Source organism: Actinomyces oris (genome assembly GCF_001937665.1).
In the GTDB taxonomy this organism is placed as follows: Bacteria; Actinomycetota; Actinomycetes; order Actinomycetales; family Actinomycetaceae; genus Actinomyces; species Actinomyces stomatis.
In genome coordinates this window covers 42,953-59,530 of record NZ_MSKL01000024.1, presented here as the reverse complement: position 1 = coordinate 59,530, position 16,578 = coordinate 42,953, and the positions used below count along the sequence as shown (strand labels likewise).

The following is a 16,578-nucleotide window of genomic DNA, read 5'->3' as shown; positions in this document are numbered from 1 at the left end:
CCCGCCGTGAGGAGCTGCTCATCGACCCCGCCCAGCTCAAGATCATGTGGCGTCTGCGCCGCCTCTTCGCCGGGCTGGAGCAGCAGCAGGCCCTCGAGCTGGTGCTCTCCAAGCTCAAAGACACCCAGTCCAACGCCGAGTTCCTCATGGTGCTGTCCAAGACCACCCCGGCCGGTACGTCTCTGGCCGACGGCGAGGACGAGTAACGCAACCGGCCAGGTGCCCGGTCTCACGCGGCTCAGCCGTTGCAACGGTCCGTGAGACAGTGGCAAAATCTGCTGCTGGCCTCCGGTTCACTCACGCTCCCGCGTGGGACCCGGGACCCTCTGACGCTTAAGGAGAAACCTATGAAGCAGGGCATCCACCCCGACTACGTGGCCACCACGGTCACGTGCACCTGTGGCAACACCTTCGAGACCCGCTCCACCGTCACCTCCGGTGAGATCCGCGTGGACGTGTGCTCGGCCTGCCACCCGTTCTACACCGGCAAGCAGAAGATCCTCGACACCGGTGGCCGCGTTGCCCGCTTCGAGGCCCGGTACGGCAAGCGCAGCAAGTAGCCGCGTCTCACGACGCCGGCGGCCGGCTCCTAGAGCCGCCGTCGGCGTCGTTTGCATATCGCACGAGTGCCGCTGGTGCCCGTCAGTACGACTTCTAGCCAGTGAAGGAACCCGAGTCCATGAGTGAGGACTTCTCCGCCGCAGAACCGCTCCTGGCCGAGTACGCGGATATCGAGGCCGAGATGGCCGGGCCCGCGGCCGCCGACCCCGACGCTATGCGTCGGCTGGGGCGCCGCTACGCCGAGCTGGGCAGGGTCGTATCCGCCTACCGGGCCTGGCAGTCGGCCAGCGCCGACCTGGCCGACGCCCGCGAGCTGGCCGCTGAGGATGAGGACTTCGCCGCCGAGGTGCCGGCTCTTGAGGCTGCTGAGGCCGCTGCCGGCGAGCACTTGCGCGAGGTCCTCGTGCCTCGGGACCCTGACGACGCCCGCGACGTCATCATCGAGGTCAAGGCCGGTGAGGGCGGTGAGGAGTCGGCGCTGTTCGCCTCCGACCTGGCCCGTATGTACTCCCGCTACGCCGAACGGCAGGGGTGGGCCGTGGAGGTCCTTGACACCACCGACTCCGACCTGGGCGGTTACAAGGACGTGCGCCTGGCTATCAAGACCCGCGGACCCGTAGAGCCCCAGGACGGGGTGTGGGCGCACCTGAAGTACGAGGGCGGCGTCCACCGCGTCCAGCGCGTCCCGGTCACCGAGTCCCAGGGGCGCATCCACACCTCCGCGGCCGGCGTCCTCGTCATGCCGGAGGCCGACGACCCCGGCGAGCTCCAGATCGACGCCGCCGATCTTCGCATCGACGTCTTCCGCTCCTCGGGGCCGGGGGGCCAGAGCGTCAACACCACGGACTCGGCCGTGCGCATCACGCACCTGCCCACGGGGATCGTCGTATCCATGCAGAACGAGAAGTCCCAGCTGCAGAACAAGGAGGCGGCCATGCGGGTCCTGCGGGCCCGGCTCCTGGCCGAGCGTGCGGCCGCCGCCGCGGCCGAGGCGGCGCAGGCCCGTCGCAGTCAGGTGCGCACTGTGGACCGCTCCGAGCGCATCCGCACCTACAATTTCCCTGAGAACCGGATCGCCGACCACCGCACCGGCTTCAAGGCCTACAACCTTGACGCCGTTCTCGACGGTGACCTCGGCCCGGTGATCGCCTCGGCCATCGCCATGGACGAGGCTGAACGATTATCCCAGGTGGGTGAGGGCAGTGGTTCCTGAGTTGTGCGGCGGCGCGCCGGCGGGCGCGGTGGACCGCTACGGGCTGCGGGCGCTGGTGCGCCAGGCAGCCGGTCGGCTGGCTGCGGCGGGCGTGACCAGTCCCCAGGTCGATGCCCGAATCCTGGCCGAGCACCTGCTGGGGAGGGCCCTGCTGCTGGCCGACGGCGCCGACGGCGACTTCCCGGCCGCCTATGACGCGCTGGTGCTGCGCCGCGAGTGCCGTGAGCCCCTCCAGCACATCATCGGGCGTATGTGGCTGCGGGGCGCCGAGCTCATCAGCCGTCCCGGCGTGTTCATCGTGCGCCCGGAGACCGAGGTGGTGGCCGGGGCCGCCATTGAGGCGGCCCGAGAGGTCATGGACGGCGGTGGGGGAGTGGTCCTGACCGCTGACCTGTGCACCGGCTCGGGCGCGATCGCCGCCTGCATCGCCAAGGAGGTGCCGGGAGCCCGGGTGGTCGCCGTCGAGATCAGCGAGACCGCTGCGTCTCTGGCCCGCGAGAACTGTGAGCGGCTGGTGCCCGGACGCGTCGAGGTGATCCACGCCGACGCCACCGACCCGCTGGTCCTTCACGACCTCAACGGGCAGGTCGACGTCGTGGTCTCCAACCCGCCCTACGTGCCGGCCGGCGCCGTGGAAGATACCGAGACCTCCCAGCACGAGCCCACCGTGGCCCTCTACGGCGGCGGCCCCGACGGACTGGATATTCCGATCGATGTCCTCGTGCGCTCGGTCGCGCTGCTGCGCACCGGCGGGGTACTCGTCATGGAGCACGACCACGAGCAGGGGGCGCTGCTGCGCGCCGCCGCGCTCGGGGCCGGGTTCAAGCAGGCCGAGACCGGCCAGGACCTCACCGGCCGCGACCGCTACCTGCGCGCCGTGCGGTAAAATCCCGCCTCGGCAGAGGCGGCTCTCAAGGCCGTCCCAAGCGTGACCGCCGCGGGTACTTTTGTTGGCAGCGTGATACTCGCTCGCATCATCAGGTCGTACAGGACAGTCGCCTCCGACCCCAACGCGGTGCGCAGCTCCACTACTCGGTTCCTCAACTCGCTGAGTGCAACGGGCAGGACCCTGCGAGCGGTGCCCGCCTCCAGCTTCAGACCGACAGTGGGGTGAACGTCGTCGGCGGGGGCGTGGATGACACGAGTCTGCGGGCCGCACAAGAGCACCTGCTCGCCGCGGACGATGAAGTCGACGCATCCGTCAGCGGGAATGATGGCGGCGCTGCCGCCCACCGATCGCCAGAGCGTGCGCTGCTGGCTCAGGACCGTCTCGGAGAAGACCTCTCCATCGCGGAGCCGTGAGCGACGCAAGTCCAGGGAGCCCGCCGAGGATGGACTTCCAGAGGATGAGCCAGCGTTGTGCGCGTTCGTGTATGGAGGAGGGCATGAAGTGATGCGCGGCCAGAATCGTTGCCCTTGAGCGATAGTCGTTCCAGACCAGAGACGCCCGGGGCGCCTGGCAGGACCAGTGTTTCTGCCTGGAATCTGCCCGGTCGTGTCCAAATCGCTGACAAACGGCTTGGGTGCCGTGCAACGGGCGAAATGAAACCGCGTGATTCCGCGGTTCTGTTGCGGGCGTGAAGAACGCGAGGACTCCTTTGTCTCCGATTTGGACACGCGTAGCCCCTCGGTGCCCGATCAATGTCCTGTGCGAGTGGACGGGGTAATTGCTTGTCGGGATGCTAGCGCTCGTCGTTTGTGTTCTGTCTGTAACGGCGTGATGCCTCGGTGACCCGGCTGATCAACGTCCGAAGGGTCTTCAGATCCTTCTCTCCGATCTCCGGGCCGACGGCGTCGGCCCAGGCGTGCTGCTCCGTGGTCAGTGCTGCCACCGCTCGCCGCCCCTTGTCGGTCAGGACGAGCAGGTTCTGTCCGCGCCTTCCAGGATTGGGTTGCCAGCGCGCCCATCCCTGGGCGACGACATCGTTGGTCACCCGTTGCACGCTCTGCCTGGTCAGGCCCAGTCCCACCCGGCGTGCGATCTCGGCGACCGGCAGCGTTTCCTCCAGGACGGCGCCCAGCACCCGCCACCGGGCGGGGGTCAGCTCATGAGGTGCCGTGATCGCCGCGGCCGTCTCCAGAAACTCCCCGTTGAGCGCGAAGACGGGAAGGACCAGCGCCGTCAGAGCGTCGCCCTCAGGCGTTCTGCCAGGCGCTGGTCGCCTCCATGAGCGCCATGTAGTCCTTCTCCCGGCCGTTGAGGAAGACCTGCTCCCAGGAGTCGGCCATCGCGTCAGGCACAAGCCCGGTGACCCGCATGACCTCCGCAGTGAAGGGGACCGCGTGGATGCCTGAGGCGGTGGTGACGCCCCGGTCGGTCACCACCGGCGCCTCCTCGTAGTGCGCACCTCCTCGGTATCCGCTGGCCTCCAGGTACGAGGCGGCGTTCGAGGTGTGGCGGCGCTCGTCCAGGAAGCCGCCCCGGGCCAGCAGGAGCGTGGCACCGCAGATCGCCGCCACCGGAACCCAGTTGTCCACGAGGCGGCCGACCGCCTCGATGAGCCGCTCGTGCCCGGCCGCGTAGTGGTCCCCTCCAGGGATGACCAGGGCTGTGAGCGAGCCGTCGTCGGCCAGTGCATCCAGCGCGTCGAGGTCGGCCTCCGGCGCCAGTGGCAGGTTCCCGAGCGTGCGCACCGGCTCCAACCCGTCGCCCACGAGCAGCAGCCGAAAGCGCTCGGGCTTGAGCTGTTCCGCGCCAGCGATCTGAGTGGTGAGGTAGGCATACTCCCAGTCCGCCATGGTCTCGGTCGTGTACAGGGCAATGGTGCGCATCTTGATTCCTTTCTCAGCGGTGTCCTCAACCTGTTCACAACGTACTGTGAAGTCCGGCGGTGTGCCGTCGATGCGTGGGCGGGGAAATCGAAACGTGTCGGCGCCCTGGCCTAGGCTTGGCCTCACGATGAACGCGATGAACTCCCTCTTCGGCGCCCTGCCCATGCCCGGCTTCGGCGGTGCGGCCACGCCGCCGCCCGAGGCCGCGCTGCCCGCCCTCGTTCCCAGTGGAGGCTCGTTCGATGACGACTCCTGGGCCGACGTCGAGGCCCCGGAGGAGGACTGGGGCCCTGAGGACGCCCCACCGCCCGAGGACGAGTCCGCCGCAGCCCCCACCTGGGAGGAGCGCCAGGACGAGGTCTCCGCCCTGGTCGCCCGCGCCCAGGCCAATGCCGCCGCGGCCCGCGCCCGAGCCGATGGCGCCGCACCGTCGGGCCACGTCTCCGGCCCCGCCTGGGGGGTGACGGTCTCAGACCCGGCCGAGCTGCTCTCCGGCCTCAACCCCGCCCAGGAGGCCGCCGTCACCCACGCCGGCGCGCCGCTGCTCATCATCGCCGGTGCGGGCTCGGGCAAGACCCGGGTCCTCACCCACCGCATCGCCCACCTCATCGCCACCGGCCGCGCCCGCCCCGGAGAGATCCTGGCCATCACCTTCACCAATAAGGCCGCCGCCGAGATGCGTGAGCGCGTCACTGCCCTGGTCGGGCCCGCCGGCGAGCGCATGTGGGTCTCCACCTTCCACTCCGCCTGCGTGCGCATCCTGCGCCGCGAGCACGAGGCCGCCGGCCTGCGCTCCACCTTCTCCATCTACGACGCCGCCGACTCCACCCGCCTCATCACCCTCATCGTGCGCGAGCTGGGCATCGACCCCAAGCGCTTCACCCCCAAGACCTTCGCCCACCGCATCTCCGACCTCAAGAACGAGCTCATCACTCCGGCCCAGTTCGCCGAGCGCGCCGTCACCTCCAACCCCCTCGAGCGTCACCTCGCCGAGGTCTACCGCGCCTACGCCGAGCGCCTGAGCGCCGCCAACGCCCTGGACTTCGACGACATCATCATGCGCACCGTCGCCCTGCTCCAGACCCGACCGGCCGTGGCCGAGATGTACCGGCGCCGCTTCCGTCACATCCTGGTCGACGAGTACCAGGACACCAACCACGCCCAGTACGTCCTCGTGCGCGAGCTCGTCGGCGGCTCCGGCACCTCCGGGGCGGGCTCGGCCCTGCCCCCGGGAGAGCTCACCGTCGTCGGCGACTCCGACCAGTCCATCTACGCCTTTCGCGGCGCCACCATCCGCAACATCGAGGAGTTCGAGGAGGACTACCCCTCGGCGCGCACCATCCTGCTGGAGCAGAACTACCGCTCCACCCAGAACATCCTCTCGGCCGCCAACGCCGTCATCTCTCGCAACAGCGGCCGGCGCGAGAAGAACCTGTGGACCGCCGCCGGCGACGGCGCCCCCATCACCGGCTATGTCGCCGACTCCGAGCACGACGAGGCCCGCTGGATCAGCCAGGAGGTCGACCGCCTGGCCGACGAGCACGGCGTGCGCCCCCGCGACGTCGCCGTCTTCTACCGCACCAACGCCCAGTCCCGCGCCCTCGAAGAGGCCTTCATGCGCGCCGGCCAGCCCTACAAGGTCATCGGCGGCACCCGCTTCTACGACCGCCGCGAGATCAAGGACGCCATCGCCTACCTGCGCGCCGTCGACAACCCCGACGACGACGTCAACCTGCGCCGTATCCTCAATGTCCCCAAACGCGGCCTGGGGGACAAGGCCGAGGGCGCCCTGGCCGAGCACGCCGCCCGCTATGCCGTCTCCTTCGGGCAGGCCGTCGCCGACGCCGCCGGAGCCCCCCGCGAGGCGCGGGCTGGTGAGCCGGGCGAGGCCGTGGGTGCTGACAGCGCAGACGGGCAGGCCCCTTCCACCGCAGAGGCCGGCGAGCCGCCCGAGGTCGAGGGCCTGACCACCCGAGCCCGCAACCAGGTGCGCGGCTTCCACGAGCTGCTCACCACCCTGCGCCACATGGTCGCCGCCGGCGACGGCGTCGCCGACGTCCTCGACTCCGCCCTGGACGCCTCCGGCTACCTCGCCGAGCTGCGCGCCAGCGACGACCCCCAGGACGCCACCCGCGTGGAGAACCTTGCCGAGCTCCACTCCGTGGCCAGCGACTTCCAGGCCGCCAATCCCGACGGCACCCTGGCCGACTTCCTCGAACGCGTCTCGCTCGTGGCCGACTCCGACCAGCTCCCGCCCAGCGCCGACCTGGAGGACGAGGACGCCCGGCAGGCCGAGGAACAGGGCCAGATCACCCTCATGACCGTCCACACCGCCAAGGGCCTGGAGTTCCCGGTCGTCTTCGTCACCGGTATGGAGGACGGCACCTTCCCCCACACCCGATCCCTGGCCGAGGAGACCGAGCTCGCCGAGGAACGGCGCCTGGCCTACGTGGCCCTGACCCGAGCCCGCGAGCGCCTCTACCTCACCCGCGCCGCCGTGCGCTCGGCCTGGGGTGCCGCCAACGCCATGCCCGCCTCGCGCTTCCTCGACGACGTGCCGGACGAGACCATCGACTGGAAGCGCCTGGCCTCCTCCATGGAGGCTCTGCGCGGTGGCGGCACCGGCTGGGGCAGCAGCTGGGGCGAGGGCGGTTTCGGCTCGGGCGGGCGGCGCTCAGGCGGCTCCCGGCAGAGCACCTACTCCGACGACGATGACTTCGCCCCACCCGTGGGCGCAGGCACCAAGCGCTCGGGCAAGCTGGGGCGCGTGGAGACCGCCCAGGACCGGGCCGCCAAGCGCGCCTCCGCCCGCCTCGAGGCCCGCGGCAAGCAGAGCGCCCCCTCATCGGCCGGCGGAGCCGCCTCGGAGGACCTGCCCGCAGCCGTCGCCGGGCTGAGGACCGGCGACCAGGTGCGCCACGACTCCTACGGGGTGGGCACCGTCGTCGGCCTGGAGGGCAAGGGGCGATCCCTAACCGCCCGCGTCGAGTTCGTCATCGACGGTGCGCCCACCACCAAGCGCCTCATCCTGCGCTACGCACCCGTGACCAAGATCTGACGGCTCACTCTCCCACGGTGAGGGGATCCGCGCTGAAGGCAGGAGGAGTGCCGGCTCCTCCTGGCGGGGGAGGTGTGGCTATCGGCAAGTAGGAAACACTGAGGTCATGAACAGCCTGGCCTCCTCTCCGGCGTCATCAGCAGAGCACCGGACTCCTCGCCTCCTGGACCGGCTCATCCCGGTCAGTCCCCAGTGGCGCATCCCTCCGCGAAAGGCGGAGCGCCTCGGTTGGCTCCAGCTTCTGCTTGGCGTCCTGGTCGTCTTCGGCGTTCAGGTCTTCGCCGTGATTCTTGCAGTGATGACCGGATTCGCGCGTCTTACGGCCAACGGTCGTGTGGAGTCCCTGCCGGACGCCATATTCGTCATGGCTGTCGCTGGTGCACCGCTGGCCCTGCTCGGGTACTGGCTGCTGGTGCGTCTCATCGGCAGAAGACCCGTCATCGAGCTCGGAGGACGCGGGGCGGCGCTGCGCGAGTTCTCGGTCGGCCTCGCCATAGGTGCGCTGCTCATGTGCGCCATCATTGCGATCTTGGCCCTGATCGGCTCCTACCATGTGGTGGACATCGGCTGGAGCATCGGAGTCCTCGCCGGTCTGGGAGCCGGAGTCCTTGCCGGATTCACCGAGGAGATCCTGTTTCGGGGGATTCTGCTGCGCCTCATCGAGGGGTGGTTGGGAACCTGGTGGGCGCTGGCCATCACCTCGTTTCTCTTTGGAATCTCTCACCTGGGCAATGCTCACGCGACGGTCTTCGGTGCAGTGGCGATCGCACTGGAGGCGGGCATCCTGCTGGGAGCGTGCTACCTGCTCACCCGGCGCCTGTGGATGGTGATCGGGGTGCACATCGCCTGGAACTTCGTCCAGGGCGGCATCTTCGGCTCCGACATCTCCGGCATCGGAACAGGACGTGGACTCATCGAGGCCCGCTTCACCGGCCCGGATCTGCTCACTGGCGGAGCCATGGGTATTGAGGCCTCCATCGTCGCGATCATCGTGTGCACGGCAGCCGGGTTGGCCGTGCTGGTCGAGGTCCACCGGCGCGGGCTCATCGTCCCGCCGTACTGGCGCCGCCCTGAACTGAGGGACGCCGCCGTCGATGAGCGCAGTGACGAGTGGCCACACGTCCGGGTCAGGGCCGAGTCATGAGCGGGCGGGCACCAGGCGTACGGCACGCCGTTCGGCCCGGAAGTCGTTGACCGGGGCCTCGGAGGCGTAGCCCAGGGCGAAGCCCGTGATGAGACGGTAGTCCGACGGCGCCTCGAACTCGGCGTCGAAAGGGCGGCGCCAGGTGGCCAGGACCCCCAGGGGGCAGGAGTCGACGCCGTGGGCCTTGGCGGACAGGAACAGGGTCTGAAGCATGATCCCGGCGTCGAGCGCGGCGAAGGGCATGAGGCCCTTGTGGACCAGGACGAAACCGATGACCGGTGCGCCGAAGGCCTCACAGTTGCGGCGGGCGGCTGCATCACGGGCCTCACGGTCCTTGCGGCCGATGCCCATGTGCGCGTACAGCCGGCCGCCGACCGCCTGGGAGTGGGGCAGCAGGTCCGGTGGGTAGGGAGCCCAGGTCCGGTAGTCGCCGTCGGGAGCCTTGCCGCTCAGGACCAGGCGGGCCATGGCGCCGGGCTCCTTGTGCTGGAAGGGCAGTGTGACATCGAACTCGGCAATGTAGGCCGCGCGCAGGCGGTCCGCCCGCTCACCGGTGGCCAGCGCCACCATGAAGGGCCGTGTGTTCGACCAGCTCGGTGCCTGACGAGCATCGTCAAGGATCGCGTCGAGGACCTGGCTCGGCACCGGGTCAGGCCGGAAGTCGCGCACAGAATGCCGGGCAGTGGCCAAGTCGGAGAAAGCTTCGGGGTTCATCGTGACGTCTCCTTAGACAGGTCATAGAGCCGGTTGATGGGGCCGATTGCGGCGCAACCTCAGTCTTGGGTGTGACGCGGCGTCGTATGCAAGCGTTACGACTGATGGCGGGGCCCGAAGGTGGAGTCGTCCAGCTGGCGCAGGACACGGGCCGGGTTGCCCACCGCGAGGCTGCCGGCGGGAACATCCTTGGTGACCACTGATCCCGCGCCGATGACGCAGTTGTCCCCGATCGTCACACCGGGGCAGACGATGACCCCGCCGCCCAACCACACGTTGTCCCCGATCGTGATGGGGTCGGCCGCCTCCAGGGAGCAGGCGCGCGGCGTCGGCTCCAGAGGGTGGACCGGCGTGAGCAGCTGGACGTTCGGGCCGATCTGGCAGTGCGCACCGATACTGATCCGGGCGACGTCGAGGGCCACGAGCCCGTAGTTGACGAAGGTCCCCTCGCCCACGGTGATGTTGTCCCCGTAGTCCACGCGCACCGGTGGCAGCAGACAGGCCTTGTCACCCAGGTCCGGGATCGCCGAGCGCAGCAGGTCCCAGCAGTCCTCCTCGCCCTCGGCGAAGGCCCGCTCGAAGCGGTAGAGCATCTTGCGGGCGTGGGCGGCGATCCTGGCGTTGTCCGGGTCGTCGGAGACGTACCAGTCGCCGGCGAGCATGCGCTCGCGGTTGGTGCGCTCGTCGCCCACGAAGTAGGGCTCGGCCTCCGGGAAGCGTGGGGCGGGGGTCTCACTCATACCCAGCAGCCTAGCGGCGGCCCGATGCGCCCGTCGGTCCGTTCGGGCCGACCCGCCAGAGTCGGCGCTCGGAGCCTGCTCAGGAGTGGGGGAGCACCTCGGCCACGGCCGCCCGCAGCGTCTCCGGCAGGCCCAGAGCCTCCAGCTCACCCAGCAGGGCGGTTCCGCTCAGGCCCCGCTGCACCGCGTCCCAGGCCTGATCCTTGGCCAGGTAGTCCACCCGCGCGGCATCCAGGATCGCGTGGACCTCGGCCCGCCAGTCGGCAGGGGACTGCTCCGTGCCGCGAAGGACCAGCTGGACGCCGTCGATGAGCTCCTGGCGGCTCAGCTCCTCCAGGTGCACCAGCGTCCCGGCCCCCAGGGTGAAGCCGTCACCACTGACCTCCTCGGTGGCCAGTCGGCGCGCCCGATCACCCACCCCCAGCCAGGCGCCGGCCACCTGGCCGGCCAGAAGCCGTACCGTCACCAGCCGCGAGGCCGGCACGACGTCGGCCGCCCCCTCCAGGCGGATGCGCAGCACCATGTCCCCGCCGTCCTCGTCCTCGGTATCCGGCCAGGTCAGCGTCATGTGAGTACGAGCGATGCGGTCCGGCCCGGGCTGAGCCGAGCCGTCGTCCTCCTCCAGGGTGAAGCTCCCCGAGCCCCCGGGCACGACGACGATCTCCAGCTCGTGCGGATTGTCCCCGGCCGCCTCCGTCAGGCTCCCGGCCAGAGGAATCACTGAGCCGGCCCGGGCCAGCACCGCGATCCGGTCCAACGGGCGGGACAGGCTCAGCATGCGCCCGCGCCCGCCGGTCGTGGCCTCATAGCGGCGCCCCGTGGGCAGGTCGTACCAGACGCCGTCGGGAAGCCAGGTCAGCTCCCGCCCCAGGCCGGTGGCCTCATCGAGTGGGGAGGTGAAGGGAACCACCAGCAGATCCCCGAAGCAGAAGCTGCCTCGGTGCTCGTAGGCGGCCAGCTCTTGCGGGTGATCGTGGTAGACCGGGCGCACCGGCCCGACGCCCTCACTGACCGAGTGGCGCGCCCACGTGTACAGGTAGGGCACCAGCCGGTGACGCAGCCGCAGGTGCGCCTCCATCGTGGCGCGAGCGTCACGCGAGTAGCGCCAGGGCTCCTTGGAGGTGAAGCCCGAGTTCGACGAGTGCAGGCGGTTGATGGGGGAGAAGCAGCCCAGCTGGAACCAACGGGCCGCCATCGTGTCGTCGCTCCCGCCCATCATGTGCCCGCCGATATCGTTGGACCACCAGAAGTAACCGATGTTGGCGGCCGTGGCCGTGAAGCGCGGCTGAAAGCGCAGAGAGTCCCAGCTGATGATCGTGTCCCCGGAGAAGCCCACCGGGGTGCGGTGGCTCGAGGCATCGGCGAAGCGCGAGAAGGTCACCGGGCGGCGCCGCTCCACGCCGCCGTCCGCCGCCGGGCGCTCGCGGCCCGAGTCGAGGTAGTGGACGTGGTTGAGCATCCACAGCGGGTCCAGACCGGGAACCGTCGTGGAGCCGCCCTGCTGCCAGTCCAGCCACCAGAAGTCCACGCCCTCGTCCTCCAGGGGGTGGTGGAGGCGCGAGAGATAGGAGCCCACGAAGTCACGGTCGGCGATGTTGAAGGGCACGTCCTCCCCGGTGCTCGCATCCAGGCCCAGGTCGGAGCAGACCTCCTCATAGGCCTCCTCATGGCGCCGCACCCCCTGGGCCGGGTGCACGTTGAGCGTGGTGAGCATGCCCCGCTCGTGCAGGCCGGCCAGGAACGCCCGCGGGTCGGGGAACAGCTCCCGGTTCCAGGTGTAGCCGGTCCACCCCGTGCCGATCGCCGGGTCGATGTCGGTCACGTGCCAGTCCATGTCGACGACAGCCACGGAGAAGGGCAGCTCCTCGGTGGTGAAACGGTCCATGAGCGCCAGGTACTCCTGGTCGCTGTAGGGGTGGTAGCGGCTCCACCAGTTGCCCAGCAGCGCCCGCGGGATGAGGGGGCTCGGCCCGGTGAGGCGGAAGAAGTCCCGCAGCGCCTCCTGGTAGTCCTGGCCGTAGCCGAAGATGTAGAGGTCCTGCGCCCCGTCGGCCAGGCGGTTGCCGGGCTCGCGGGGCTGGACCCACTCGTCCTGGGTGAGCAGCAGCGAGGCCGAGTCGTCCAGGGCGGTGATGCCGTTGAGACTCAGCAGGCCCGGGCTGAGGGAGACGGCGCCGTCGGCCTCATCGAGGGTGCGGGTGGTGCCGCCCAGGTTCGTCGGGAAGGTCTCGTCGGGGTCCCACACGTCGCCGTGGTGCCAGGTGCCGCCGTGGGCGTGGAGCGCCGTCGAGCGCAGCCTGACGTTGAGCCCGGAAGGGGAGAATCCCAGGGAGGGCACATGGGTCAGGTGCAGGTGCTCGGTGATGATCTCCAGACGGTCCTGGCCGTGCACCACCCGGAACGACGGCGTCTCACCCAGGTCGCGGTTGACGACCAGCTGGGTGGCGGCGTCGGTGAAGACACCCGTGGGGGAGAGCTCCATGCGGATGAGCCGAGAGGTGAGCACCGTGAACCGGTAGTGGGACTCCTCCGATGAGGTTCCGACGATGACCGCCTCAGGGCGGGCGGCGGCCGGACGCGGAGTATCGGGGGCATCGCAGAGAGGGGAAACCAAGGGGCGGCCTTTCACAGCAGGGGTCGTCGCAGGGAGCGGCGGAAGAGGCGGCGCCCTGGCCGAGGTGCGAGAACTCATCATAATCGGCCCTGGTCTCAGGCGTGTTCTGACACAATCGGTACCGGCCCGTAAGGCCCCGTCGGCCCTGCCAGGGCAGCAGGGGCATACCCTCAAGCACCCTGTCCGCCCCCACTTCCCCTTATCTCTCCTGGCCGGTAGGAAGGAAATCGCCCGTGACCTCTCCCGCACCCCTGGTTGTCTCAGCCCACCACGTCGGCGAGGACCCGGACTGGTGGCGCCGCGCCGTCGTCTACCAGGTCTACCCCCGCTCCTTCGCCGACTCCGACGGTGACGGGATCGGCGACATCCCCGGCCTGACCAGCCGCCTGGACCACCTCGACGAGCTCGGGGTCGACGTCGTGTGGCTCAGCCCCGTCTACCGCTCCCCTCAGGACGACAACGGCTACGACATCTCCGACTACCAGGACATCGACCCCCTCTTCGGCTCCCTGACCGACCTCGATACCCTCATCGAGGGGCTCCACGCCCGCGGTATGCGCCTGGTCATGGACCTCGTCGTCAACCACACCAGCGACGAGCACCCCTGGTTCACCGCCAGCCGCTCCTCGACGCAGGACCCCAAGCGCGACTGGTACATCTGGCGATCCGCCCGGCAGGTCGATGGGCTCGCTCCCGGGCAGCCGGGCACCGAGCCCACCAACTGGGGATCGGCCTTCTCCGGGTCGGCCTGGGCCTGGGACGAGGACACCCAGGAGTTCTACCTGCACCTCTTCTCACCCAAGCAGCCCGACCTCAACTGGGAGAACCCCGAGGTTCGCCGCGCCGTCCACGAGATGATGAGCTGGTGGCTGGACCGTGGTGTTGACGGCTTCCGCATGGACGTCATCAACTTCATCTCCAAGACCTACCCGCTCACCGACGCGCCCCAGGGCGAGGGCGACCTCTACGGCAACGCCTTCGCCGCGGTGGCCAACGGGCCACGCATCCACGAGTTCCTCCACGAGATGAACCAGGAGGTCCTCGCACCCCGGCCCGGCCACGTCCTCACCGTTGGCGAGATGCCCGGGGCCACGCGAAGCGAGGCCGCCCTCTACACCGACCCGGCCCGAGGCGAGCTCGACATGGTCTTCCAGTTCGAGCACGTCTGCCTCACCGACGGGCCCGGAGGCAAGTTCGATCCGCAGTCCCTCAACCTGGTCGTCCTCAAGAAGAACCTCGCCGACTGGCAGGCGGCCCTCGCCCCCGTCACAGACTCCTCCGGCGTCGTGAGCGTGGAGAAGGGATGGAACTCCGCCTACTGGGACAACCACGACCAGCCCCGCGCCGTCTCCCGCTTCGGCGACGACGACCCCGCCTGGCGCGTCCGTTCGGCCAAGACCCTCGCCACGATCCTCCACACCCACCGCGGCACCCCCTACGTCTACCAGGGCGAGGAACTCGGCATGGCCAACACGGTCTTCCGTGGCATCGAGGACTACCGGGACCTGGAGTCCATCAACCACTTCCACGAGCGCGTGCGCGCCGGCGACGACCCGGCCGCCGTCCTGACTCGTCTGGCCCCCGTCTCCCGGGACAACGCCCGCACCCCCGTCCACTGGGACAGCAGCGAAAAGGCCGGGTTCACCACCGGCGAGCCCTGGATCGCCCTGGCCCCCGACCACGGCACCGTCAACGCCGCCGCCCAGGTGGGGGTACCCGGCAGCGTCTTCGAGCACTACCGCCACCTCATCGCCCTGCGCCACGACGACGACGCCCTCGCCCTGGGCACCTTCCTGCTCCTGGCGGCCGACCACCCCACCGCCTGGGTCATCCTGCGTCAGTGGCGTGCCCCCGAGGCAGAGGGCGGCGGTATCGAGCAGCTCCTGCTCATCGCCCAGTGCGCCCGCGAGGACCTGCCCCTGGTCGGTGAAGGCGGTCTGCTGGCCACGCTCGCGGCCGAGGGCCTGGAGCCGGGGGAGTGGAGCGGTGCCGAGCAGGTCCTGCGCGCCGGCGACCCGGACGTCCAGCCCGGATCCGGACACGCAGGTCTGCCGGAGGTGCTACCGGGCTGGGACTCGCTCCTGCTGCGCCGTCGGGCCTGAGGCGGCCCCGACGGTGCGCGCCCGACGGCCCCGACTGGAATAGTGCCGGCCGGCCGATCGTTGGTCTCGGTGGACAAACCCGTGGACATCGGAAGTAGGAGTGCACCATGGAGTTCAGCCAGGTCGTCGCCAATCGTCACTCGGTGCGAGACTTCACCGACCAGCCCGTCTCCCGGGAGGACCTGGTCGACGTCGTGCGCACCGCCCAGCAGGCGCCGTCGTGGGTGAATTCCCAGCCCTGGCGGGTCTATGCGGCCACCGGGGCCACGCTGGCCGGGATCAAGAAGCGCCATGCCGCAGACGTCGCCGCCGGCAGGAAGGGAGGTTCCGACCTTCCGGTGAGGCCTCGTACCGAGTGGTCTCCGACCACCCAGGAGAACATGGCCGCGCTCGGCGAGCAGATCGGTGCCCAGCTGGGCGAGGGCGTCCAGGAGTTCCAGGCATCGCAGGGACGGTTGTTCAACGCCCAGGCAGTCCTGTACGTGACGATCCCGGTCGAGTCCACTCCGTGGTCCTTCCACGACCTCGGGGCCTTCTCCGCCATGCTCGTCCTGGCGGCTGCCGACAAGGGCCTTGGCGCCATCAACGCCTACGCCCTGGTCATGTACCCGGACGAGGTGCGCGAGGCCATGGGGATCGGAGCCGATGAGATCGTGGCGGTCGGGATCGCGCTGGGCCACCCCGCGGACTCGGCGCTGGCGGCCTTCGCCCCCAGCCGCGTCGACGTCGACGAGATCCTCACGATCAAGGACTGAGCGCAGGGCGATGCCCTCGCCGCCGGCCCAGGAGGAGGATGAGGCCAGCGGTCACGGCCGCGCCCACGACCAGGATGGCGGCGTTGAGCCACGAGATCTCGAAGTCGGGCAGGTTCTCGCTCTGGAGCTGGCCGATGAACAGGCCCAGCGCGTTTCCGCTGACGTGCAGGCCCAGGGCGAAGAACATCGACCGCAGCCGTACCACCGACCAGCCGGCGAGCAGCCCGAAGAGCACCTTGTGCAGAATCTGCCAGGCGTAGCCCTTGGGGCTGGTGTCGGAGGTCAGCCAGGTCGGAAGATGCAGGGCGGTGAAGGACGCCGTCGTCAGCAGCACAGCGGCCGTTGCCCCGAGACGCTCATGCACCGGTGAGAACAGGGTGCGTCTCAGCGTGATCTCCTCAGGGATCGCGTTGTAGGCGATACCGACGGTGAGGGCGAAGACCAGTGCGTGAAGCACCGTGGAGGCGGTGATCTCCGGTTTCCACAGCGGGCCGGTGCCCGTCGGCCCCATCCAGGCGTGCAGGCCGCCGAAGGCGACCCCGGCCAGGGCTCCGGTGGTGAACAGGACGGTTCTGCTGCGAATGCCTCCACCGGTCAGCAGGTCGCGCCAGCCGCGGCCGGGCGGCCCGAACCACAGGGCGAGCCCGCCCAGATGAAGGAGGACGAGCATGAGGATCCACGGGCCTCGGAGTAGTGCCAGCGCCGTGCCCAGCGCCGGGGCGCCGGCCAGCAGGGCGGCGGCGGTCAGGGTGACGCCTTCGGATGCGGCGGGCCGTCCGGTCTCGAAGGTGTAGGCGTCGGCCGCGGAGGGCCGTAACGCGTGACGAGGCGGTGCGGCGTCGTGGTGACGATCCATAGTGGTTCCGATTGATACGTGGCTGCCGGCTGCGATCCGCTCAGGAGTA

At 69.8% G+C, this 16,578-nt stretch carries 14 protein-coding genes and 1 pseudogene; 8 read left to right on the top strand and 7 right to left on the bottom strand.

The window, feature by feature from the left end:
• The 4 genes and pseudogenes from BKH28_RS09435 to prmC form a co-directional block, all read left to right on the top strand.
• Window positions 1-206: pseudogene (locus BKH28_RS09435) on the top strand (transcription termination factor Rho); the annotation flags it as partial.
• A gap of 141 nt (window positions 207-347) precedes the next feature.
• Window positions 348-560 (top strand): 50S ribosomal protein L31, encoded by a 213-nt coding sequence (gene rpmE, locus BKH28_RS09430; RefSeq protein ID WP_003782958.1) that lies wholly within the window; start codon window positions 348-350, stop codon window positions 558-560.
• 119 nt (window positions 561-679) lie between these two features.
• Window positions 680-1,774 carry a peptide chain release factor 1 gene (gene prfA, locus BKH28_RS09425; RefSeq protein WP_075418560.1) on the top strand — a complete coding sequence of 365 codons (1,095 nt, stop codon included), beginning with the start codon at window positions 680-682 and terminating at the stop codon, window positions 1,772-1,774.
• Window positions 1,764-2,660, top strand: a complete 897-nt coding sequence (gene prmC / locus BKH28_RS09420; RefSeq protein WP_075418559.1) for a peptide chain release factor N(5)-glutamine methyltransferase — start codon at window positions 1,764-1,766, stop codon at window positions 2,658-2,660. The genes prfA and prmC overlap by 11 nt, the downstream gene beginning before the upstream one ends.
• Here prmC and BKH28_RS09415 read toward each other — a convergent pair.
• The 3 genes from BKH28_RS09415 to BKH28_RS09405 form a co-directional block, all read right to left on the bottom strand.
• Window positions 2,639-3,085 (bottom strand): hypothetical protein, encoded by a 447-nt coding sequence (locus tag BKH28_RS09415; protein ID WP_256695656.1) that lies wholly within the window; start codon window positions 3,083-3,085, stop codon window positions 2,639-2,641. The genes prmC and BKH28_RS09415 overlap by 22 nt on opposite strands.
• A gap of 371 nt (window positions 3,086-3,456) precedes the next feature.
• On the bottom strand, window positions 3,457-4,017 hold the full coding sequence (locus BKH28_RS09410) for a MarR family winged helix-turn-helix transcriptional regulator (protein WP_256695654.1): 561 nt from the start codon (window positions 4,015-4,017) through the stop codon (window positions 3,457-3,459).
• Complete coding sequence (locus BKH28_RS09405) at window positions 3,911-4,546, bottom strand: DJ-1/PfpI family protein (RefSeq protein ID WP_075418558.1); 636 nt, start codon at window positions 4,544-4,546, stop codon at window positions 3,911-3,913. The genes BKH28_RS09410 and BKH28_RS09405 overlap by 107 nt, the downstream gene beginning before the upstream one ends.
• A gap of 127 nt (window positions 4,547-4,673) precedes the next feature.
• Here BKH28_RS09405 and BKH28_RS09400 point away from each other — a divergent pair, with 127 nt between their 5' ends.
• The gene (locus BKH28_RS09400) at window positions 4,674-7,604 is read left to right on the top strand and encodes a UvrD-helicase domain-containing protein (RefSeq protein ID WP_075418557.1); all 2,931 of its coding nucleotides are present in this window, start codon (window positions 4,674-4,676) and stop codon (window positions 7,602-7,604) included.
• Between the two features lie 106 nt (window positions 7,605-7,710).
• Entirely contained in the window at window positions 7,711-8,748 is a 1,038-nt protein-coding gene (locus BKH28_RS09395) for a CPBP family intramembrane glutamic endopeptidase (protein ID WP_075418556.1), read from the top strand.
• Here BKH28_RS09395 and BKH28_RS09390 read toward each other — a convergent pair.
• The 3 genes from BKH28_RS09390 to BKH28_RS09380 form a co-directional block, all read right to left on the bottom strand.
• Window positions 8,743-9,462 carry a nitroreductase gene (locus BKH28_RS09390; RefSeq protein ID WP_075418555.1) on the bottom strand — a complete coding sequence of 240 codons (720 nt, stop codon included), beginning with the start codon at window positions 9,460-9,462 and terminating at the stop codon, window positions 8,743-8,745. The two genes, BKH28_RS09395 and BKH28_RS09390, sit on opposite strands and share 6 nt — an antisense overlap.
• Window positions 9,463-9,557: 95 nt before the next feature.
• Window positions 9,558-10,202: a sugar O-acetyltransferase gene (locus BKH28_RS09385; RefSeq protein ID WP_075418554.1), complete on the bottom strand. Its 645-nt coding sequence runs from the start codon at window positions 10,200-10,202 to the stop codon at window positions 9,558-9,560.
• 79 nt (window positions 10,203-10,281) lie between these two features.
• Window positions 10,282-12,816, bottom strand: coding sequence for a TIM-barrel domain-containing protein (locus tag BKH28_RS09380; RefSeq protein WP_075418553.1), 2,535 nt, complete (start codon window positions 12,814-12,816; stop codon window positions 10,282-10,284).
• A 233-nt stretch (window positions 12,817-13,049) separates the two neighbouring features.
• Between BKH28_RS09380 and BKH28_RS09375 the strand changes: the two genes are divergently transcribed.
• Entirely contained in the window at window positions 13,050-14,918 is a 1,869-nt protein-coding gene (locus BKH28_RS09375) for an alpha-glucosidase (protein ID WP_075418552.1), read from the top strand.
• 107 nt (window positions 14,919-15,025) lie between these two features.
• Window positions 15,026-15,673, top strand: coding sequence for a nitroreductase (locus tag BKH28_RS09370; protein WP_075418551.1), 648 nt, complete (start codon window positions 15,026-15,028; stop codon window positions 15,671-15,673).
• On the opposite strand, the gene BKH28_RS09365 is transcribed toward BKH28_RS09370, so the two are convergent.
• Window positions 15,663-16,529: a CPBP family intramembrane glutamic endopeptidase gene (locus BKH28_RS09365; RefSeq protein WP_075418550.1), complete on the bottom strand. Its 867-nt coding sequence runs from the start codon at window positions 16,527-16,529 to the stop codon at window positions 15,663-15,665. The genes BKH28_RS09370 and BKH28_RS09365 overlap by 11 nt on opposite strands.
• Between the last annotated feature and the right edge of the window lie 49 nt (window positions 16,530-16,578).

Bases quoted from the DNA above. Each gene is read 5' to 3' on its own strand.
- prfA (WP_075418560.1), top strand. From the start codon at position 680: ATGAGTGAGGACTTCTCCGCCGCAGAACCGCTCCTGGCCGAGTACGCG.
- BKH28_RS09395 (WP_075418556.1), top strand. From the start codon at position 7,711: ATGAACAGCCTGGCCTCCTCTCCGGCGTCATCAGCAGAGCACCGGACT.
- BKH28_RS09400 (WP_075418557.1), top strand. From the start codon at position 4,674: ATGAACGCGATGAACTCCCTCTTCGGCGCCCTGCCCATGCCCGGCTTC.
- BKH28_RS09405 (WP_075418558.1), bottom strand. From the start codon at position 4,546: ATGCGCACCATTGCCCTGTACACGACCGAGACCATGGCGGACTGGGAG.
- BKH28_RS09365 (WP_075418550.1), bottom strand. From the start codon at position 16,529: ATGGATCGTCACCACGACGCCGCACCGCCTCGTCACGCGTTACGGCCC.
- BKH28_RS09385 (WP_075418554.1), bottom strand. From the start codon at position 10,202: ATGAGTGAGACCCCCGCCCCACGCTTCCCGGAGGCCGAGCCCTACTTC.
- BKH28_RS09370 (WP_075418551.1), top strand. From the start codon at position 15,026: ATGGAGTTCAGCCAGGTCGTCGCCAATCGTCACTCGGTGCGAGACTTC.
- BKH28_RS09390 (WP_075418555.1), bottom strand. From the start codon at position 9,462: ATGAACCCCGAAGCTTTCTCCGACTTGGCCACTGCCCGGCATTCTGTG.
- rpmE (WP_003782958.1), top strand. From the start codon at position 348: ATGAAGCAGGGCATCCACCCCGACTACGTGGCCACCACGGTCACGTGC.